This window comes from Streptomyces sp. GD-15H (genome assembly GCF_045291515.1).
In the GTDB taxonomy this organism is placed as follows: Bacteria; Actinomycetota; Actinomycetes; order Streptomycetales; family Streptomycetaceae; genus Streptomyces.
Genome location: NZ_CP149447.1, coordinates 7,532,918 through 7,551,963, shown reverse-complemented (window position 1 = coordinate 7,551,963; position 19,046 = coordinate 7,532,918). Strand labels below are relative to the sequence as shown.

At 70.1% G+C, this 19,046-nt stretch carries 16 protein-coding genes, 1 tRNA gene and 8 pseudogenes; 16 read left to right on the top strand and 9 right to left on the bottom strand.

Translation table 11 applies throughout. The annotated features are described in order from the left end of the window. Complete coding sequence (locus WJ438_RS35750) at positions 1-1,275, bottom strand: amidohydrolase (RefSeq protein ID WP_406728860.1); 1,275 nt, start codon at positions 1,273-1,275, stop codon at positions 1-3. Positions 1,276-1,547: 272 nt separating this feature from the next. Continuing rightward, positions 1,548-1,771 (bottom strand): annotated as a pseudogene (locus WJ438_RS35745) (arsenical-resistance protein); the annotation flags it as partial. A 53-nt stretch (positions 1,772-1,824) separates the two neighbouring features. On the opposite strand from WJ438_RS35745, the pseudogene WJ438_RS35740 reads away from it, so the two are divergent. Continuing rightward, positions 1,825-1,929: pseudogene (locus tag WJ438_RS35740) on the top strand (phosphotyrosine protein phosphatase); the annotation flags it as partial. Positions 1,930-2,149: 220 nt separating this feature from the next. After that, positions 2,150-2,313 (top strand): annotated as a pseudogene (locus tag WJ438_RS35735) (VOC family protein); the annotation flags it as partial. A gap of 3 nt (positions 2,314-2,316) precedes the next feature. Here WJ438_RS35735 and WJ438_RS35730 read toward each other — a convergent pair. After that, positions 2,317-2,619, bottom strand: coding sequence for a hemopexin repeat-containing protein (locus tag WJ438_RS35730; protein ID WP_406728859.1), 303 nt, complete (start codon positions 2,617-2,619; stop codon positions 2,317-2,319). A 408-nt stretch (positions 2,620-3,027) separates the two neighbouring features. Here WJ438_RS35730 and WJ438_RS35725 point away from each other — a divergent pair, with 408 nt between their 5' ends. Continuing rightward, positions 3,028-3,534: an SRPBCC family protein gene (locus WJ438_RS35725; RefSeq protein ID WP_406728858.1), complete on the top strand. Its 507-nt coding sequence runs from the start codon at positions 3,028-3,030 to the stop codon at positions 3,532-3,534. Positions 3,535-3,921: 387 nt separating this feature from the next. On the opposite strand, the pseudogene WJ438_RS35720 reads toward WJ438_RS35725, so the two are convergent. Further along, a pseudogene (locus WJ438_RS35720) lies at positions 3,922-5,013 on the bottom strand (integrase). A 94-nt stretch (positions 5,014-5,107) separates the two neighbouring features. Here WJ438_RS35720 and WJ438_RS35715 point away from each other — a divergent pair. Beyond that, positions 5,108-5,425 (top strand): annotated as a pseudogene (locus WJ438_RS35715) (transposase); the annotation flags it as partial. Between the two features lie 8 nt (positions 5,426-5,433). Here WJ438_RS35715 and WJ438_RS35710 read toward each other — a convergent pair. After that, a complete protein-coding gene (locus WJ438_RS35710; RefSeq protein ID WP_406728857.1) occupies positions 5,434-5,637 on the bottom strand; it encodes a hypothetical protein in 204 nt (67 codons plus the stop codon). A gap of 266 nt (positions 5,638-5,903) precedes the next feature. Between WJ438_RS35710 and WJ438_RS35705 the strand changes: the two genes are divergently transcribed. From WJ438_RS35705 to WJ438_RS35680, 6 genes and pseudogenes are all read left to right on the top strand, one after another. Further along, positions 5,904-5,978 (top strand) — tRNA-Leu (locus tag WJ438_RS35705). 331 nt (positions 5,979-6,309) lie between these two features. Next, positions 6,310-7,311 carry a hypothetical protein gene (locus WJ438_RS35700; RefSeq protein WP_406728856.1) on the top strand — a complete coding sequence of 334 codons (1,002 nt, stop codon included), beginning with the start codon at positions 6,310-6,312 and terminating at the stop codon, positions 7,309-7,311. Positions 7,312-7,488: 177 nt separating this feature from the next. Beyond that, on the top strand, positions 7,489-7,953 hold the full coding sequence (locus WJ438_RS35695; protein WP_406729910.1) for a DUF2199 domain-containing protein: 465 nt from the start codon (positions 7,489-7,491) through the stop codon (positions 7,951-7,953). 73 nt (positions 7,954-8,026) lie between these two features. Next, a complete protein-coding gene (locus WJ438_RS35690) occupies positions 8,027-8,614 on the top strand; it encodes a hypothetical protein (RefSeq protein ID WP_406728855.1) in 588 nt (195 codons plus the stop codon). A gap of 109 nt (positions 8,615-8,723) precedes the next feature. Then, positions 8,724-9,071 (top strand): hypothetical protein, encoded by a 348-nt coding sequence (locus WJ438_RS35685; protein WP_406728854.1) that lies wholly within the window; start codon positions 8,724-8,726, stop codon positions 9,069-9,071. 29 nt (positions 9,072-9,100) lie between these two features. Beyond that, positions 9,101-9,763 (top strand): annotated as a pseudogene (locus tag WJ438_RS35680) (transposase family protein); the annotation flags it as partial. 429 nt (positions 9,764-10,192) lie between these two features. On the opposite strand, the pseudogene WJ438_RS35675 reads toward WJ438_RS35680, so the two are convergent. Further along, positions 10,193-10,357 (bottom strand): annotated as a pseudogene (locus WJ438_RS35675) (pirin family protein); the annotation flags it as partial. Positions 10,358-10,496: 139 nt separating this feature from the next. On the opposite strand from WJ438_RS35675, the gene WJ438_RS35670 reads away from it, so the two are divergent. The 4 genes from WJ438_RS35670 to WJ438_RS35655 all read left to right on the top strand — a co-directional run bounded on the left by WJ438_RS35670 (position 10,497) and on the right by WJ438_RS35655 (position 13,493). After that, a complete protein-coding gene (locus tag WJ438_RS35670; protein WP_406728853.1) occupies positions 10,497-10,748 on the top strand; it encodes a hypothetical protein in 252 nt (83 codons plus the stop codon). A gap of 677 nt (positions 10,749-11,425) precedes the next feature. Continuing rightward, positions 11,426-12,415, top strand: a complete 990-nt coding sequence (dhaK, locus tag WJ438_RS35665) for a dihydroxyacetone kinase subunit DhaK (RefSeq protein WP_406728852.1) — start codon at positions 11,426-11,428, stop codon at positions 12,413-12,415. Between the two features lie 48 nt (positions 12,416-12,463). Further along, positions 12,464-13,090, top strand: coding sequence for a dihydroxyacetone kinase subunit DhaL (gene dhaL / locus WJ438_RS35660; RefSeq protein WP_406728851.1), 627 nt, complete (start codon positions 12,464-12,466; stop codon positions 13,088-13,090). Further along, positions 13,083-13,493 carry a PTS-dependent dihydroxyacetone kinase phosphotransferase subunit DhaM gene (locus WJ438_RS35655; RefSeq protein ID WP_406728850.1) on the top strand — a complete coding sequence of 137 codons (411 nt, stop codon included), beginning with the start codon at positions 13,083-13,085 and terminating at the stop codon, positions 13,491-13,493. The genes dhaL and WJ438_RS35655 overlap by 8 nt, the downstream gene beginning before the upstream one ends. A gap of 26 nt (positions 13,494-13,519) precedes the next feature. On the opposite strand, the gene WJ438_RS35650 is transcribed toward WJ438_RS35655, so the two are convergent. After that, positions 13,520-14,197: a glycoside hydrolase family 75 protein gene (locus tag WJ438_RS35650; protein ID WP_406728849.1), complete on the bottom strand. Its 678-nt coding sequence runs from the start codon at positions 14,195-14,197 to the stop codon at positions 13,520-13,522. A gap of 251 nt (positions 14,198-14,448) precedes the next feature. Here WJ438_RS35650 and WJ438_RS35645 point away from each other — a divergent pair, with 251 nt between their 5' ends. Further along, complete coding sequence (locus WJ438_RS35645; RefSeq protein ID WP_406729909.1) at positions 14,449-15,429, top strand: fibronectin type III domain-containing protein; 981 nt, start codon at positions 14,449-14,451, stop codon at positions 15,427-15,429. 164 nt (positions 15,430-15,593) lie between these two features. After that, positions 15,594-16,139 (top strand): hypothetical protein, encoded by a 546-nt coding sequence (locus WJ438_RS35640; RefSeq protein ID WP_406728848.1) that lies wholly within the window; start codon positions 15,594-15,596, stop codon positions 16,137-16,139. A gap of 165 nt (positions 16,140-16,304) precedes the next feature. On the opposite strand, the pseudogene WJ438_RS35635 reads toward WJ438_RS35640, so the two are convergent. Both WJ438_RS35635 and WJ438_RS35630 read right to left on the bottom strand, forming a co-directional pair. Further along, positions 16,305-16,847: pseudogene (locus WJ438_RS35635) on the bottom strand (PadR family transcriptional regulator); the annotation flags it as partial. A gap of 31 nt (positions 16,848-16,878) precedes the next feature. Next, on the bottom strand, positions 16,879-18,894 hold the full coding sequence (locus WJ438_RS35630) for an FAD-dependent oxidoreductase (RefSeq protein WP_406728847.1): 2,016 nt from the start codon (positions 18,892-18,894) through the stop codon (positions 16,879-16,881). Between the last annotated feature and the right edge of the window lie 152 nt (positions 18,895-19,046).

Here is a 19,046-nt window from a genome sequence, read left to right as displayed (position 1 = left end):
TCATGGCCGAGACGCGGGTGGGGCGGCGAGCCAGGCGAGGGCGGCCACGGTCAGGGCGCGGACGCCGGTGTCCAGGGTGGGCTGGACGACGGGGGCGAAGGCGGGACTGTGGTTGACGGGGATGTCCTGGGCGAGGGTGCCCTCGCGGGCGGCCTCGGCGTAGCGGGCGGGATCGACGCATCCGATGCCCCAGTAGGTGAACGGCACGCCGAACGCCCCGGGGATCTCGCTCATGTCCTCGCTCGCGGTCTGCAGGTCGATGGTGTGCGCGTCGTCCCCGAAGTGCGCGGCGAACGCCTCGGCGACCCGTCGGGTCGTCGCCTCGTCGTTGACGGTGGGCGGGAAGGATGCGGTCCGCTCGATCTCGGGCTCCTTGGGCGAGCGGGACGCCTCGCACTCGGCACGGACGATCCGGTCGACGGCGTCCAGGACGTGGCTGCGCGTGGCGTCGTCGTAGGTGCGCACGTTGAGCTCGATGACGGCGCTGTCGGGGATGACGTTGGGGCCGGTACCCGCGTGGATGCTGCCGACCGTGACCACGGCCGGGGTCGTGGCGGCCAGTTCCCGGGAGACGACGGTCTGCAGACGTACGACGATCATCGCGGCCATCACGACGGGGTCCACCGCGGCCTGGGGCATGGAACCGTGCGCCCCGCGTCCGTGGACGGTGATGCGCAGGCTGTCGGCCGCCGACAGGAACGGCCCGGTGCGGGTGCCGACGTATCCGGCCGGATAGGGCAGCACGTGCTGTGCCAGCACCACGTCGGGCCGGGGCGACCGGGACGTCAGCCCGTCGGCGATCATGGCGTCGGCTCCGTCGCCGTTCTCCTCCGAGGGCTGCAGGAGCGCCACGAAGGTGCCCCTCCAGCCGTCCCGGTTCCCGGCCAGCAGCCGCGCTGAGCCGAGCAGGCAGGTCACGTGCATGTCGTGTCCGCAGGCGTGCATGACGGGCTGCTCGGTGCCGTCCGGGGCGGTCACGGTCGCGGTGGAGGCGTAGGGCAGGCCGGTCTGTTCGCGCACCGGAAGGGCGTCCATGTCGGCACGGGCCATGACGGTCGGGCCGTCCCCGTTGACCAGGACCCCGATCACCCCGGTTCCGCCGACGCCGTCGGTGACCTCGTAGCCGAACGACCGCAAGGCCGCGGCGCCCTTGCCCGCGGTGCGGTGCTCCCGCAGCCCCAGCTCGGGATGGCGGTGCAGGTCCCTGTAGGTGTCCTCGAGGTACGGGCGGATGCCGTCCAGGCCGGCGAGCACGGTGGGGGAACGGTCGCTCATGGGTCACTCCTTGCGCGAAGGGGATTCCATGGTCTCGCCCCGGACCATCACGGACGATTCGACGCCGGTGGTCACACGTCCCGGCCGCGGAGTGCCCCGGCCGCGCTCAGGAGCAGCGCCGCCGTGTACCCGGCGACCGGCGGCAGGGACGGCCAGGAACCGAGGCTGCCGACGGTCTCAGCGGTCGCGCCGGAGGTCTGGGTGAGCTTCTCCGGCGCCGCCGTGGGCGAGATGCCCGCGATCCACGCCTGGACGTCGCCGAAGAGCGGGCCGAGCGGGGACGGCAGGATCAGCAGGCCGACGGCGATGGGCAGGGAGATGCCGCCGATCTCCACCTTGGCCAGGGCGTCGTTCAGCCCGGGAACGGCGCGGCCGAGACCGAGACCCAGGCTCATGGCGAGCAGGATCCAGACGGCGAGGAAGCGGTCGAGTGTCGACATCTTCGCGGCATCGACGTTTCCGCGCCGGGGGTCGCGGGTGCTTCGGTGCGGGTCACGGGCAGGCCCTCTTGTTGTCGGCGGCGGTACGGGCCTGTTCGGCCAGGTCGGCGAACCGGGCGGCGAGGGAGGCGAGGCGGTCCGGCCGATCCGGGACGAGATCAGGAAGCGGATCGAGGGCCTGATCTCGGAGATCGCACCGGAGCCCCGGGCCTGAGGCCGGTGCGGTGCCGCACCGGCCTGGCCGTCACCGTGCCCGGGGCCGGTGGGTAGGCGAGTCGGTCAGGGGCTCCCTTTCCGATGTGCTGCGCCGCCCCTCTGATCGACGCGTCGTTTCCCGTTCGTACGCGTCTCTTCGATATTGGGTACAGCGCCCGACACCCTCGAGACAACAGCAGAGACCGAGCTGACGGCCAGTCGGCGAACCCCGGGAGGAACCGGTGAAGGCGCTTCGCCTCCTCGTGCTGCGCGCGGATGTCGTCGGCGCCTCGGTGACGAGGAGACCACGACGTCCGCGCTCGCCGAGGCCGCCGCGGTCCACCTCACCTCTGAGGAGCGGGAGTCGGTGCGCGACGACCTCGAGCGTCTCGAGGAACTGCGGCTGTCAGCGGACTCGGCCCGGCAGGCCGGGCCAGTTCGGTCCGATGGGCAATGGGTAGCCGGCGTCGACCTTGTCCGCCGCGATGTCGTAGCGCATGTACTGGTTGTCGCGGAAGAAGTACGCCTGCCCCTTGGGCCAGACGATACCCGCGTCGATCCGATCGCCCCACAGACCCGGCCAGTTGCCGGCGATCGGCTTCGGATAGCCCGGATCCACCCGCTGCGTGGCGGGGTCATAGCGGTAGTACTGGCCGCCGGTGAACAGGTATGCCTTGCCGTTGGGCCAGAAGACGGGCGCGGTTACCATTCGGCGGCAGAGCGTCTCGGTGAAGTGCTCGTAGTTGTCCGCGTTGTGAGGGATGCGGCGCTGCCGGATGGCCGGTCCCCGCCGCCCCGAAAGGAGGTCACGAGAGCACCGCAGGACTCTCATGCCTCCAGGATCGGTCACGCTCGGTCGGCGCGTCTCCTCAGTGCACGGGTCGCCCGGTGGTGTTCTCCCGACCGCGGCCGGGCAGTGTCAAGGCGCTGCAGATCCGAGACCAACAACGGCTCGGCTCGGGTCCGTTGTGCGTCAAGCAGCGGCGCACCGGGGTCAAGGGCCGGATAAGGTGAGCGAAACGAACTCGACCCTGTTGTGAAAGGGGGCGAGTTGGGATGATCGGAGGCTCCGACCTCGAGGGGGACGAACGACGTGCGGTTTGCCGATGGTCCGAGTGTGCGCTGTGACGTTCGTGTCGAGGCACCGGTGTCGCAGGTCTGGGAGCTGGTGACCGACATCCGTCTGCCTGCCCGGCTCAGCCCGGAGCTGCAGCGCGTCGCATGGCTCGACGGCGCGGACCGACCCGTGGTGGGTGCGCGCTTCGAGGGCTACAACCACCACCCCCAGCTCGGCGAGTGGCGGACCGTCTCCCATGTGGTCGAGGTGGACGAGCAGAGGGTGTTCGCCTGGGCCGTCACGGATGCGGACGGCCGGTTCGGAGTGCCGACGCTGGATCCGGCGAAGTCCTTGGCGTCCTGGCGCTACGAGCTCGAGGCCGAGGGCGGGGACACCCTGCTGCGGCAGTCGGCCCTCGTCGGGCCGGGCCGCAACGGGATCACCCTGGCCATCGAGCACCGGCCGGACCGGGAGGAGAAGATCATTGCCTTCCGGCTGAAGGAACTGCGCGCCGGGATGGAGGCCACCCTGGGCGGCATCAAGGCGCTGGCCGAGGGAGGCCGCTGAAAGACCTGGTCGCGGCGGACTGAAAGATTGTCGGTAGTTCGTCGCGTGTCTGCCCACCGAGATGGTGTCCCACCAGGTGGTGCAGGAGAGCAAAGTGCCGGAATCCGCTGGTGGGGGACGGTTGGCTCCGCCGGATCGAGTGTCCGACCCGTCTCAACGGGACGCTTCGCGGGCTGACGTTTCCCCGGAGACCGCCACGGCCCGCGCACCGGAACACGAAGGGCTTGATCGCCTGCGCCACGTCGTGGACACGACCCCTCGACCGCCCGGCCGGGCGGCACATACCCCTCGGAAAAGGGGGAGCATCTCGACCTCCGGTGTTCACATGCCGCTCGTTTGAGCGCGTAAGTCGCATCCTGCGAGTGCCGATTATTACGTCCTCGCAGGTCAAGCGACATGCGTGTACGCGTGGAGGATGCCGCCGAGTCGGTCTCGTCGGCGGATGTCGAGGTGGCCGAGCCGGGTGGAGTCGGTGATGGGTTCGGGGCCGGCCGAAGCGGCGCTGCGCCGTGCAGGGCGCGGTGCGGCCCGTGCTCGTTGGAGAACGACTCGAACTCGCCGAGCGCGGGGAGCAAGTGGGACAGGTTCCAGATCAAGGTGCGGTCGAGGAGCTCGTGCCGACAGTTTTGCACCCAGCGTTCCATGATCGAGTTCATGCGGGGAACGCGGATACCGGTGGTGACCATCTCGAAGCCCTCGGCCTCGAAGACGGCGTCGAATGCCCGGGTGTACCTGCTGTCGCGGTCCCGGATCAAGCGCGTGACGGTGGCCCCCGCGTCCTGAAGATCCATCACGAGATTCCGGGCGGCCCGGGTGACCCGGGCCGCGGTGGGATGGGCCGTCGCACCCAGGATGCGGATGCGGCGGTCGGCGTGCTCGATGACGGCGAAGACCTACACGGGCGCGCCGCTCGGGGTGGTGGCGGTGAAGAAGTCGCAGGCCAGGATCGCGTGGGCCCGGCCGCGCAGGGCGGCGGCCCAGGTCTGGCGGTCGCGCTCGGGGGCGGGCTGGATCCCCTGCGTGCGCAGCATCTCCCCCACGGCCGGGGGCGCGACCTCGATGCCCGGCACGGCGAGCTCGCCGTGGATCCGTCTGTCGCCCCACCCGCCCGTTCTCCCGGGCCAGGCGCAGGACGAGAGCCTGGAGAGAGCGACGGGTGGGCGGTCTGCCGGGACGCTTACGTCGGGAGACAGCGGCGTGGCGACGGCGCATGAGGGCGCGGTGCCACCGGAGGATCGTCGCAGGGGAGACGGTCGGGTGGGGCTGTTGCAGCCGGGCGCGAGGCAACCGGTGGAGGAGTGCGGCAGGGAGAGCACGGTCCGCCGGGGTGGCCCGGGGCCTGCCGGTCTGCCGCTGCGGGGCCGCCAGTTGGTGGCGCAGCGTCAATATCTCGAGGTCCTTGTCGGCCTCGCTCATCGGCAGCGGCCGGATGAAGGCGAACACGCTCGACACGGCGAGGGAGGGCAGTCGCAGCAGCACGATTGGTCAGCCTGGCACACCTGTCCCGCGGCCGACGGCGGTTCACGAGAACCTGCACGTCGCAGGCCATGGACGGGGTTTTCGGCACCCGCAGGCGAAGTGGCCCAAGGCCGTGAAGAAGGTCACCGACGACCTGGACGAGCTCCTGGCGTTCTACGACTTCCCCGCCGAGCACTGGATCCATCTGCGGACCACGAACCCCATCGAGTCGACGTTCTCCACGATCAGGCTGCGGACGAAGGTCACCCGAGGAGCGGGCAGCCCGGCCGCCGCCCTGACGATGGTGTTCAAGCTCGCCGAGGCCGCCCAGGCCCGCTGGCGGGCGGTCACCGCACCCCACCTCGTCGCCCTCGTCCGCTCCGGCGCCCGCTTCGAAAACGGCCACCTCGTCGAGGACCTCGAAGCCGCCTGAACCTCAACTCACCCACAAGTCTTGACAATTACTCCCAGGCCCCACGTCTCGGCACGTCTCACCGCGTCCGGGTCCGCGATCACCTCGACTTCGGCGCAGGCACTGACGATCTCCTCGGCAGATCCCGCCCGCACCCACCACCACAGGCCTCCCATCCCATAGTCATGAAGGACCAGGTAGCGCGTCTTCCCGACCTCATCCATGTGGCTCACAGCCCGTGAGCCTACGTTGCTCCAGGTCCAGGACGGGTTCCTCCTGACGGTCCGGCGACGACTCGGCTCGCAGCCCCGGATTCCGCAGAAGCCAGATGCCCTGAGATTCCCGCGCCGGGTGTTCTCACTCGACCCGGCAACTCCGCAGCTCGGCACAAGATCCGCAGACAAGCTCAACGCGACAGGACAGGAGTGCTGGTGGCGGCCTCGACAGCTGTGTTGCCCCCTGTCCGTCGCCGTGGGTGGGGACTATGATCACCAGCAAGGCGGGGTCGTAGCACAGAGGTAGTGCGCCGCGACAGCATCTCGGAGGACGTCGGTTCGAATCCGACCGCCCCGCCCCTTCCAGAACGCCGCTCGCCGACCCGAATCCGTAGTCGGTGACAAGTAACGCGCCGATTCGGTGACAACCACCATGTCTCGTCACCCTGGAGCCGCAGGTCAGCGGCCGCCGGTAGTGACAGCCATCGGGCTTCGGCTCACGCCGCCATTGAGCCAAAGCACGTTGGTTGTCATATGGGCAGGCTTGTTGTCACTTGCGGGCGCGACTGGGCGCGCCAGTCGGCCCGGTCACCGGATCGGCCCTTTCCTTTGGAGGCGGTCGCCTTGGAAGGCATCGCGCCCACCGATCCCGGGTCTCAGCCGGCCTGGACCGCGCGTTAGCCTCAGCGGATGATTTCTGCGCGGCAACCGAGGGTGATCACACGCCACCACGACGGGTGGATCCGTGCCTACGTGGTGGACTCCGGCGTTCTCGGGGCGCTGGAGCCCGCCGCGGTGTTCCAGCCGCGGCCCGGCGACGAGGTCGTGGAAGCGGCAGTCCGGCCCGATCTGGAACGAGTCGTGTATACGACACTGAACGGCCTCGTCTGCCTCACGCGCGCCGATGACCTGGTGTGGGCATCGAACTTCGAGCCACACTTCGACCGGCCTCATGGCCACCGGCCTGGCTGTGTGCTGTCCGCGGACGGCCGGACCGTGTGGGTCTACCGGCCGGACGCGATGGCGGGACGCGGGGGCGGAGACCAGTGGGTCGTGCACGACGCCGGCAGCGGGGCGGTCCTCGCCCGCCGGGAGATGGAGACCGTCGGGCACGGCGCCGGCCACCACGTGCACCCCGTGGACGGCAGCATCTACCTCGACATCGGTGAGGGCCAGGACGGTTCCGTCATTCTTCGGGGTACGGCCGGGGCCGACGGCGAGGCGGAGTTCGTGACGTACCCGTGGCGGGATCGCTGCCTGATCGACCTGGCGCCGGACGGGCAGCAGTTCATGACCGTCGACCACGGGCAGGCGGACGTCGCCTTCCACCACCACCCCAGCGGGGACGTACTCTTCACCCTGCCCGTCGAAGCCTTCGGGTTCGACCCGGAGGAGACCTTCGTCGAATGGAGCGGCGGCTACCTGACACCGGACCTGGCCGTCGTCACCCTGGGCGGTGAGGGCCAGGACGAGGAGGAGTGGTTCCGCCACCACCTGATCGACGTACGCACGGGCACGCTCAGCGGCGAGATCGCCGTCGAGACGGCCAACCCGTACGAACTGGTGCCCCTGGGCGACGGTTCCTGGCTCACCGACGGCCCCGACGGCAACCCCGTCCGCTGGTCGCGCGCTCCGCTGCCGTCCTCACCGCCGCGCCCGGAAAGCCTGATGGACGCTCCCTCCTATGAGTGAGCGCTGTGGGCGGTCCCTGAGCGTTCTTGTCGGCCCGTCACGAGCCGCGCAATGTCCTCATCGCGCTGATGGGCTCCCGACCGCGGTGGCATCGAGCCCGTCACTAGGCTCGGCGACATGACCAGTGATCACGGATTCACCTGCTCTCGCTGCGGTGCGCACCACCACGAGCTGCCGATGAACTACACGGCCGAGGCCCCGGCGGTGTGGGATCCGGCCTTCGCCGACGCCGACGACTGCCTGCTCTCGTCCGACCAGTGCGTGGTGCGCGGGCAGCACTACTTCGTCAAGGGCTTGATCGAGATACCGGTCCTCGGCAGCGACGAGGTGTTCTCCTGGGGAGTCTGGGTCTCGCTCAGCCGTGAGAACTTCTCCCGCGCCGCGGACCTGTGGGACACCCCTGGCCGCGAATCCGAGAAGCCGCACTTCGGCTGGCTCACCACCGAGCTGCAGGTCTATTCGCCCACGACCCTCAACCTGAAGACCAACGTCCACACCCGCCCGGTCGGCGAGCGACCCTACGTCGAGCTCGAGCCCACCGCCCATCCCCTCGCAGTCGAGCAGCGCAAGGGAATCACCCTGGACCGCGTGCGGGAGATCGCCGCGGCCGTGCTCCACTCCGACGGCAGCGAGCAGCGGTGATGGCAGACACCTCCGTATCGCCGGCCCCGCCGCACCAAGTGACCTGAGCCGCAGAGCCCGGAATTTCGTCGAGGTGCACGGCATCCATGTCCCCCGGCAGGGCATCCGGCACCACCGCGACGCATGGCTCGGGCACGGGATCCCCGCTGCGGAGATCGACCGGGCCTCGGCCTTCCAGGCCCGCTGGGGCGGCCTCGCCCTGCCGCCAGCCCCGTTCTACGAGGGCGGCCCGCACATCCTGACCGCCGACCGTCCCGAGGGCTCGGCCGCGGAAGGCTGGTCGTTCCCGGCCGGGGGCTGCCGGGTGTCCATGGCCTACGGATTCATGATCGGGCCTGAAGGCGAGTTCGGGATCGATGCCTACCGCTGGACACCCTTGCACGCCAGCACGGACGGATGGGTGGAATCGTTGGCGCTGGCCTTCCACGCGGGACGCTGGGCCAAGACAGTCACAAAGATCACCGGAAATGCTGTCGAGTCCCTGGATCTGAACGGGTACGAGCCGATACCTGAAGTGCAGGGCATCACCGACACCTGGTGGCGCGGCCAGAACTCGCTCATCGCCATCTACCGCGGCGAGGCCGTCGGCCTTGACGCACCTCGATGCCTTGAGGCTCACGTGTACGGCGGCCTCGACGAGTGGGGCCTTCGCGGCGGCTGACCGCTCGCTGACGCCGCCGCTCAGGAGTTCTCTCACGGATCACTTGGCGGCTGACGCAGTCCCAGGGCCTGCTGACCCCGGCGGAACCGCTACCTGCGACGATTCGCCTGTGAGCTATGACCTTGCCGTGTGGGACGGCGAACGTCCACTCGACAATCATCAAGCGGGCGCGACCTACGACGAGCTGTACGAGCGCTACCTCGAGTCGGACGACGTCATGCCCCCGGCGCCACGCATCGTCGCCTACGTCGAAGCGCTCGTGGAGCGATACCCAAACGACGTCGACCGCAGTGCCGTGTGGGCGTCGTCACCGATCCTCAATGAGGCATCAGGTCCGGTCGTGTACCTGCTCATGTCCTACGGCACGGCTGAGGAAGTCTCCGAGTACGCCGCCTCGCTGGCTCGTGAGCACGGTCTCGTCTGCTTCGACCCACAGGGCGAATGCCTCCGGCCGTGAACTGCTTGTTTTTTCAGCGGGCGGACCAACTGCTCGCGCTGGCCCACCTGCGGTGCGGGCACACTCCCCCAGCCTCCGGCCGGGGCACCCCCAATGCCCAGCTCGCGGCCGGGTTCGGTGTCGGCACGACCACCGCCTACCGGTACGTCGCCGAAGCCGTCGACGTGCCGGCCGTGCTCGCCCCGGACCTGGCTGCCGCGGTGAAGGCGGCAGCGCCCAAGGCGTATGTGATCGTGGACGGCACGCCTGTTGCCGATCGACCGCATATCCGCTGACCGCCCGCTCTATTCCGGGAAGCATGAGAAGCACGGATGAACGTGCCAGTCCTCGCCGATCCTCGCGGCCGATTGCTGTGGGCTTCGCCAGCTCTGCCCGGCGCCCTCCACGACATCAAGGCCGCCCGCACCCACGGCATCATTGACGCCCTTACCGCCGCGGGTCTGGCCTGCTGGACGGACAAGGGCTACCAGGGCGCCGGAGGCAACTTCAGGGTGCCCTTCCGGGGCAAGTGGGAGCGGCTTTCCTCAGGTCAGCGGGCCGTCAATCGGGTTCACGCGCGCATCCGCGCGCTGGGCGAGCAGGCCATGGCTGCCCTGAAGCAGTGGCGCTTGCTGCGGAAGCTCCGGTGCAGCACGAACCGCATCACCGACATCGTGAAGGCCGTCCTCGTCCTTCACCACGCATCAGCATGAGGTTGAAAACGGCTCACGACATGCCCATCCAGGAAACAGTCCAGGAACGCTCACCACTACGGCCACTCACCTTGTGGAACTTCCACAAGACGCCAAGCCGAGCACCAAGTCCCCGTACCAGAGTGTGACTCACTCGCTCGTCAGGTCGGAATCCGTCCGGTGGCCACCCAGCCTGCAATGGCCACCCACCGCCCCGAAGGTAAGACACATACCCCCTGCCGACACCTGATGACCTGTCAGTAGAGTGAGCAAAGGGTGAGCAAGAGTCCTGCCACAGCTGCCCACAGACAGCCAGACCCTGGAATCGCCCAGCACCGGAAACCGAGCCTGCGGCACACCCAGCCGCCCCCCGCGAGCAGCCGGAGAACGAGCGTCGGTGCCCGACGAGCTCTCCCCCGCCGACCACCGACGCTCAGGCGTTTCCGCAGATCAACGCACCCTTCCGCGCGGCTTCAGCGGCACTGGCGGCAGCTCGAGGGCCGGCAGCGGAGCGCCGTCGTAGCCCTTCACCTCGCCGAAGCGGGTGCCTTCCATCCAGTCCCGGCGGGCCTGTTCGATCTCCTCCTGGGTCCGGCCGATCCAGTTCCAGAACAACTGGATCATGTTCGAGGCGTGATCTCCGCGCATCCAGGAATAACCCCGACGACATGCCCCCAGTGCCGCCGTCGTTCGCGTGGTCCCCGCGCATGCGGGGTGGCTCCCCATATCTGCATCACCAGTCCCAGGTACGGAGTTGACCAAGAAGACGCAACCCTGCCGACAGTGGAAGCAGCGCTTTCTCGATGAGCTCGTCCTCACTGCACCCGTCGAGGCACGTGGCAAGGTCGGCACAGCGATGCACCTCTGCAACAGTAAAGGGGCGGTGCGGGTGTGCCGCCAGGGCCGGGACGGTCTTCGTCCCGAGGTGGCGGAGACAGCAGTGTCCATCGGCAGCGTAGAACGCTTCGAAACCTTCCCGGACGAGTGCTTGATTGAGCAGGCGTAGCGCGGTCAGCCGGTTCGGCCCCCTGGTGAGGGCGTCGACAGGACTCATCCGGTGGTCGATGAGCCTACGGAAGGACTCCGGGGCTGAGCAGGACCGCCGTGCGGCTCGGCCTGCATCGTTTCAAGGACGTCGGCCACCCGACGGTGCCGGGGCGAGCCGTCGTGTACCCAGTTCATGCTGACCCAGCGAAGAATTTAGTGATGTACATGCCAGACCGATAAAGGAAGCATTTCGGTTTCGATGAGCTGCCGGGATCGTCGGAGCCGAGGTTTTCACACACCGGGTCACCGAGAGATTGGAGCGTTCTTTTCCTGAATTTCACGGCAGAGCCTCTCCCCGGCACCGCCGCGTCGGCCGCGCAGGCCCCACCCTCATCGCCCCCCGCACGGCGCAGGCGGCGGGCCGTCCCACCTCCCGGGCACACCTGAGCGCCCGCGTACGTGACCTTCGCTCCTGCAAGGTCAATACTTCAGACAAGAGGACTTCAGCCGACCCGCATCCAACCACCCAGCAGACCTGACGGACCGTCACCAAAGTCAGCATTAAGTCAGCATCAGTACCGCCACAGCCCGCTTCCGGCCGCCACGGACCGTCAAGATCGAGAACTTCCCCTACCTACTCTGACCAGCAAAAACGCAGGTGGAAGACCCACCTGCTAAGCTCCCTAGGAGGCACCCATGAAGATGCTGATCAACGTGTCGGAGACCGTGGTCGCGGACGCGTTGCGCGGGATGGCGGCGGCTCATCCCGAGCTCGCGGTGGATGTGGAGAACCGGGTGATCGTCCGGCGGGACGCTCCCGTGGCCGGGAAGGTGGGTCTGGTCTCCGGCGGCGGATCGGGGCACGAACCGCTGCACGGCGGGTTCGTGGGACCCGGGATGCTCTCGGCGGCCTGTCCCGGCGAGGTGTTCACCTCCCCCGTGCCCGACCAGATGGTGCGGGCGGCGGCGGCCGTGGACAGCGGGGCCGGGGTGCTGTTCGTCGTGAAGAACTACACCGGTGACGTGCTCAACTTCGACATGGCCGCCGAACTGGCCGAGGACGAGGGCGTCCAGGTCGCGAAGGTGCTGGTCAACGACGATGTCGCGGTGACCGACAGCCTCTACACCGCCAGGCGCGGCACCGGCGCCACGCTGTTCGTGGAGAAGATCGCAGGTGCGGCGGCCGAGGAGGGCCAGCCGCTGGAACGCGTGGAGGCCGTGGCCCGGCAGGTCAATGAGAACTCCCGCAGTTTCGGCGTGGCCCTGAGCGCCGTCACCACGCCCGCCAAGGGCAGCCCCACCTTCGATCTGCCGTCCGGGGAGCTGGAGTTGGGCATCGGCATCCACGGCGAGCCGGGCCGGGAGCGGCGGCCGATGATGACCTCGGGCGAGATCGCCGAGGCCGCCGTCGACGCGGTCCTCGAGGACCTCACCCCTCGCAATCCGGTCCTGGTCCTGGTCAACGGCATGGGTGCGACCCCACTGCTGGAGCTGTACGGCTTCAACGCCGAGGTGCAGCGGGTGCTCGGCGAGCGTGGTGTCCCCGTCGCCCGTGTCCTCGTCGGCAACTACGTGACGTCGCTCGACATGGCCGGTGCCTCGGTCACCCTGTGCCAGATCAACGAGGAGCTGCTGCGGCTGTGGGACGCGCCGGTGAGTACCCCGGGGCTGCGCTGGGGCATGTGACGGACACCGGGGTATGGGTTCACTGTGCCTATTTCGCAAGGAGTTCCAGTGCTCGACGCCGAATTCTTCCGCCGCTGGATGAGGGTGACCGCCGCGTCCGTCGACCGTGAGGCGGAGCGGCTCACCGCCCTCGACTCGCCCATCGGGGACGCCGACCACGGCAGCAACCTCCAGCGCGGGTTCACCGCGGTGCGGGCCGCCCTGGAGAAGGAGCCGCCCGCCACGCCCAGCGCGGTCCTGACCCAGTCCGGGCGCCTGCTCATCTCCACCGTGGGCGGCGCGTCCGGGCCCCTGTACGGGACGCTGCTGCGCCGCACCGGCAAGGCCCTCGGAGAGGCCACAGAGGTGAGCAGGCAGCAGTTGGCCGAGGCGCTGCGCACCGGAGTGGACGCGGTCCGACAGCTCGGGGGCGCGGCGCCGGGCGACAAGACGATGATCGACGCCCTGGTACCCGCGGTCGACGCGCTCGGCGATTCCTTCGCCGCGGCGCGGGCCGCCGCCGAGGAGGGCGCGGTGGCCACGACGCCCTTGCGGGCCCGCAAGGGCAGGGCCAGTTACCTGGGCGAGCGGAGCATCGGGCACCAGGATCCCGGGGCCACGTCGGCGGCGCTGCTGATCGCCGGCCTTGCCGATGTCTCCGCCCCCGCCGGAGCCGGGGAGGCAACCGGTGAGTGACGGGAAGCTGGTGGGGATCGTCCTGGTGTCGCACAGCGCGCAGGTGGCGGCCTCGGTCGCCGAGCTGGCGACGGGCCTGGCCGGCGCCGGTACCGCGGTGGCCGTCGCCCCGGCGGGCGGCACGGAGGACGGAGGTCTCGGTACGAGCGCCGAACTCGTCGCCGCCGCGGCGGCGTCCGTCGACGACGGCGCCGGGGTCGCCGTCCTGGCCGACCTGGGCAGTGCGGTGCTCACCGTGAAGGCGCTGCTCGCCGAGGGCGACGAACTCCCGGAGCACACCCGACTGGTGGACGCGCCGTTCGTGGAGGGAGCGGTGGCCGCGGTGGTCACGGCGGGGACGGGAGCGGACCTCGCGGCGGTGGAGGCCGCCGCGGCGGACGCGTACACGTATCGGAAGGTGTGAAGAGGAGGCTTCGGCTCAGTCGCCGTTCACGAACTGCCGGGCGAGCTCCTCCCCGCCCTCCTCGCCGCCCGGCGGTCCTCGACGGGGGTCACCCGGCTGTCCCTGAACACGATGTAGGTGACACCGGAGGAGGTGCCGCCGCCCTGCGGGTTGGGATCGATACCGAGCGCTTCGGCCGTCGCGTAGGACGCCTCGCCTATGAGGCCCGCGGGGCCGGTGTCGCCGACGACCGCGTATTGCACCCGGTCGCGGTACACGACGGCCGCCACCGAGCCGCCTCGGACGCCGTACGCCCGGTAGTCCCAGAGCCCGCTCGGCACCGGCACCACCACAAAAGGCAGGGTCTCGGAGTTCAGCGGGCGGCCGTCGGACTGCGCGAAGGCGGTGGAGGTGGAGAAGTACGGGTCGGTACGGGTGTTGCAACGGACACCGGGCTGTCCGTCGCAGTCTATGTCCATGTCGGCCTTCCAGAACACGGCGTCACGGGTGCCGCACACCGGGATGGTGGCGCGGACGCCCTGGTCGCTCCGGTAGTTGCCGTGGGAGACGGGGGCGCAGTGACGCACCTCGGCCAGCAGGTCGGCGGCGCTGACGGAGTTCGCCGCTTGTTCCGCGCGGGCCTGGGACGAGGTGCTGTGGAACGTCGCGGGGGCAAGCAGGGCGACGCCGGCCACGGCCAGTGCGAGCGAATGGACAGGAGTCATGGTATACGGGCCTCTCGTGGGGGACACTGACGGCACTCGGCCCAATCTCGTCCGGGAGTGGTGCCGCGGCCACCGAAGCAGGGCCGTACGGTGCACGTTCGACTTCCTCGCAGGGCCCCGCAGTGCCCTCTTGATGTGATCGCGCCAGCCACGCCATATTGGTATGGACCATATTGCCGTTTCCTGTGTCCTCGGGAGGCAGAGCCGTGCAAGGCGTTCCTGTCGCCGTGCCCCCGCGCCGACGTGGCACGCTGCGCGGGGTGCTCCGTGGCACGCTCTGCGGCGGGCTCCTGCTGATCGTCTCCTGCGGTGGGAGCGGATCCGGGAGCGGGAGCGGCGGTGAACGGCCGCCCGGAGCTCCGACGGGTGTCACGGCCGAGGCCGGCAGCGCCACCAGCGTGCATGTCATGTGGAACACCGTCGCCGCCGCGAGCACCGAGGTGAGCCGGTACGAGGTGTATCGGGGCACCACAAAGGTCAAGGAAGTACCCGGTTCCGAACACATGGTGGATGTCACCAGGCTCCGGCCCGCCACCATGTATGCCTTCACCGTGCGGGCGCGGGACGCGGACGGGCGGCTCGGACCGCGCAGCCAGGAGGTCCGGGCGACGACACCCTCGGCCACGGCGGCCGACCGGTCCGCGCCCAGCCGTCCCACGGACGTCCGCGGTACAGCGGTCGGCAGTCGGGCGGTCCAGCTGTCCTGGTCGGCCTCGACGGACGACCGGGGCGTGCTCTCGTACGACGTCCACCAGGGAGAGACGAAGATCCACAGCGTCGGCGGGGGTCGGACCGCCACCGTGGTGACGGGGCTGCGGCCCGGCACCCGCTACGCCTTCATCGTCCGGGCGCGGGACGCCGCCGACAACCTCTCCCCCGCCGGCGCCACCGTCCGCCTCACCACACCGGGCCGGGACGACGGCCGCGCCGCGGCGCCCACCGGCTTCCGCGCCACGAGTCACCGGTCCGAGGGGGCGTACCGCATCGACCTCAGCTGGGTGCCGCCGCGCGTGGACGGGGTGATCACCGAGTACGAGGTGCGGTTGGACGGCCGCGCGGCCACCTCACTCGTCTACGGAGGGGACGCGCCGCGCGGCCGGGCGACGTACAGCTTCTACGCGGGCGAGGAGGCGGGGGTCACCCATCGGATACGGATCCGGGCCAAGCTGCCGGACGGGACCTGGGGAGGTTTCTCGGCGGAGCGCACGGTGACGACGGGCACGCGCCGCTGAGCCTGCCTTCGTCCGGGCGACTGCAGTCGTCACCTGCCCGGCGGCGGCCGGAATGCGCCGTGGGTCGGGTGCGCATTGGCTGGGCCCGTGGCAGCACGGGCGTTCCCCGATCCTCGGCGGCGCAAGGGATGTACCGCCAACCGTGCCGCCGGAAGGCAGTTCACATGCGCTATTCGAAGCCACTGCTCCGCTCCGGTCTGACCGTGGCAGTCGCCGCCGCGCTGCCGCTGACCCTGGCGGGCCCGGCCGCCTCGGGCCCCGGGATCTCCGTGAGCACCACCGGTTCGACGGTCTCCGTCACCACCACCGCGTGCGCCCAGCTCAATGGCAGCTGGGGCACCGCCTCACTGCTCGACAGCAGCCAGTCGAACTTCTCCCAGGGCCGCCAGGTGGCGCTGTCCGGGACCAGCTCGGGGCAGTCCGCCGCCTGGTCGGGCGTCGGCTCGGGAACCCACACGGTGATCGTGATGTGCTCGAACGGGACCACCGCGGGCACGCAGTCCGTCGTCGTCGCCTCCGCGTCCACTCCCACGCCCGGTCCGACGGTCTCCGCCTCGCCCTCGCCGTCCCTCGGGGTGCTGGGCGGCATAGGCGGCGGCTCCACGGACTACGGCACGGTGACACTGGTGGCCGGCGGCACGCTGGTCGGCACCGGCCTCGTCGCCACGGCCTGGTACCTGCGGCGACGCAGCAAGCCGGACCGCCTCTGAGACGGCGCCGGCCGCCACCACGTCCGACGCGCTCCGGTCGGGCGGCCGGCGTCACTTCCCTCCGGAGCCCGAACCGTCCGATTCCGCACGCCCGGAGTCGGACGGATCCGTGGGGGCGAAGCCCGGCGAGTTGGTCGGTCGAGCCCGCCCGGTCCGCTCCTTCCGCTCGGTGTCCGACAGCTCCGCGAACTCCGTCAGCGCATGCTCGAGCCACCGGGTCCAGAAGGTCTCCAGGTCGATGCCGGCCCGGAGCACCAGATGCCGGAGCCGGTCGTCCCTGCCGTCCCTGCCGGGCGGGAAGTCGCGCTGCTCGATGCCCCTGTACTCCGCCAGCTGCTTTTCATGCAGCTCCAGATGACGCCGAAGATCGGCCTCGAGCCCCCCGGTGCCGACCACCACCGCCGCCCTCAGCCGGAGCAGCAGCGCGTCGCGGAGCGGCTTGGGATCCTGCGAGGCGGAGGTCCAGCGGGCCAGTTCGGCGCGGCCCGCCGGCAGGACCTCGTAGGATTTCCTCTGCCCGCGGGTGGGCTGTTCGGCGGACAGGGCTCGGATCAGGCCCTCGGCCTCCAGTTTGCCCAGCTCGCGGTAGATCTGCTGATGCGTCGCGGACCAGAAGTAGCCGATCGACTTGTCGAAGCGCCGGGTCAGCTCCAGCCCGGACGACGGCTTCTCGAGCAGGGCGGTGAGGATCGCGTGCGGGAGTGACATGGACTCAATCCTAGGTACGGGCCGCGCCGCTCTACAGGGCCGCCGCCAGCTCCGTGCCCTGCTTGATGGCGCGTTTGGCGTCCAGTTCGGCGGCCAGGTCGGCGCCGCCGATCAGGTGGACGGCGTGCCCGGCGGCGACCAGCTCCTCGTACAGGTCGCGGCGCGGTTCCTGGCCGGTGCACAGGACGATCGTGTCCACCTCCAGGACGGTGCTCTCGCCGTCGACGGTGACATGCAGACCGGCGTCGTCGATACGGTCGTAGCGCACCCCGGAGACCATGGTGACACCGCGGTGGCGGAGTTCGGTGCGGTGGATCCAGCCGGTGGTCCTGCCGAGACCCGCGCCGACCTTGGACGTCTTGCGCTGGAGCAGGTGGACGGTGCGCGGCGGGGCGGGCCGCTCGGGTGCGGCGAGACCGCCGGGCGTGCGGTGGTCGAGGTCGACGCCCCACCGACGGAGATACGTCTCGGGGTCCTCGTGCGCCTTGTCGCCGCCGTCGGTGAGGAACTCGGCGACGTCGAAGCCGATGCCGCCCGCGCCGAGGACCGCGACCCGGTCGCCGACGGGGGCGCCGTCGCGCAGCACGTCGAGGTAGCCGAGCACGCTCGGGTGGTCGATGCCGGGGAGGGCGGGCACGCGGGGGCTGACGCCGGTGGCCACGACGACCTCGTCGTGGCCGGCGACGTCGTCGGCCGTGACCCGGGTGTCCAGGCGTACGTCCACGGCCAATTCGGCGAGCCGGGTACGGAAGTAGCGCAGGGTCTCGTCGAACTCCTGCTTGCCGGGCACCTTCCGCGCGACGTTGAGCTGGCCACCGATCTCGCTCGCGGCGTCGAACAGGGTGACCTCATGGCCGCGTTCGGCGGCGCTGACGGCACAGGCGAGCCCGGCCGGGCCGGCGCCGACGACCGCGACGCGCTTGCGGTGCCTGGTCGGTGACAGCACCAGCTCGGTCTCGTGGCAGGCACGCGGATTGACCAGACAGGAGGTGATCTGCCCGCTGAAGGTGTGGTCCAGGCAGGCCTGGTTGCAGCCGATGCAGGTGTTGATCGCCTCGGACCGGCCGTCCGCGGCCTTGGCGACGAAGTCGGGGTCGGCGAGCATCGGGCGGGCCATCGACACCATGTCGGCGTGTCCCTCGGCGAGCAGTTCCTCGGCGAGTTCGGGGGTGTTGATGCGGTTGGTGGTGACGAGCGGGACCGAGACCTCACCCATGAGACGCTTCGTCACCCAGGTGTACGCACCGCGCGGCACCGAGGTGGCGATGGTGGGGATGCGAGCCTCGTGCCAGCCGATGCCGGTGTTGATGATCGTGGCGCCGGCCGCCTCGACGGCGCGAGCCAGGGTGATCACCTCGTCCAGGGTCGAGCCGCCGGGGACGAGGTCCAGCATGGAGAGCCGGTAGATGACGATGAAGTCCTCACCGACCGCCTCGCGCACCCGGCGGACGATCTCGAGGGGGAAGCGCGTCCGGTTCTCGTACGAGCCGCCCCAGCGGTCCGTGCGCCGGTTGGTCTGCTCGACGATGAACTCGTTGATCAGATATCCCTCGGAACCCATGATCTCGACGCCGTCGTAGCCGGCCTGCCGGGCGAGGCGGGCGGCGCGGACGTAGTCGTCGATGGTGCGCTCGACCTCGGCGTCGGTGAGTTCGCGGGGCGTGAAGGGGCTGATCGGCGCCCGGAGCGGGCTGGGGGCGACCAGGTCCTGGTGGTAGGCGTACCGGCCGACGTGCAGGATCTGCAGGGCGATCCGCCCGCCCTCGCGGTGCACGGCCTCGGTGACGGCCCGGTGCTGCTCGGCCTCCGCGTCGGTGGTGAGCTTCGCGCCGCCCTCGAAGTGCCGCCCCTCGTCGTTGGGTGCGACGCCGCCGGTGACGATGAGGCCCACGCCGCCGCGGGCGCGGGCGGCGTAGAACTCGGCCATGCGCGCGAAGCCGCCCTCGGCCTCCTCGAGGCCTATGTGCATGGAGCCCATGAGGATCCGGTTGGGCAGGGTCGTGAAGCCCAGGTCGAGAGGTGTCAACAGGTGCGGGTAACGGCTCATCGGGCCCTCCGTGCGCGGTGTCTTGCCTCTGTTGTAGAGGACGCGCACCTGCTTATGCAACTAGTTGCACAAACATGACGGAGAGCACAGTGGGCCGGCGGCGCGGAGGACCGTCGGGGGTGTCCGTGCGCGCCGCCGTGTCCAGGGGGTGC

Coding starts and splice junctions, on each gene's coding strand:
- WJ438_RS35750 (WP_406728860.1), bottom strand. CDS start 1,275: ATGAGCGACCGTTCCCCCACCGTGCTCGCCGGCCTGGACGGCATCCGC.
- WJ438_RS35730 (WP_406728859.1), bottom strand. CDS start 2,619: ATGGTAACCGCGCCCGTCTTCTGGCCCAACGGCAAGGCATACCTGTTC.
- WJ438_RS35700 (WP_406728856.1), top strand. CDS start 6,310: ATGATTTCTGCGCGGCAACCGAGGGTGATCACACGCCACCACGACGGG.
- WJ438_RS35695 (WP_406729910.1), top strand. CDS start 7,489: ATGAACTACACGGCCGAGGCCCCGGCGGTGTGGGATCCGGCCTTCGCC.
- dhaK (WP_406728852.1), top strand. CDS start 11,426: ATGAAGATGCTGATCAACGTGTCGGAGACCGTGGTCGCGGACGCGTTG.
- WJ438_RS35650 (WP_406728849.1), bottom strand. CDS start 14,197: ATGACTCCTGTCCATTCGCTCGCACTGGCCGTGGCCGGCGTCGCCCTG.
- WJ438_RS35640 (WP_406728848.1), top strand. CDS start 15,594: ATGCGCTATTCGAAGCCACTGCTCCGCTCCGGTCTGACCGTGGCAGTC.
- WJ438_RS35630 (WP_406728847.1), bottom strand. CDS start 18,894: ATGAGCCGTTACCCGCACCTGTTGACACCTCTCGACCTGGGCTTCACG.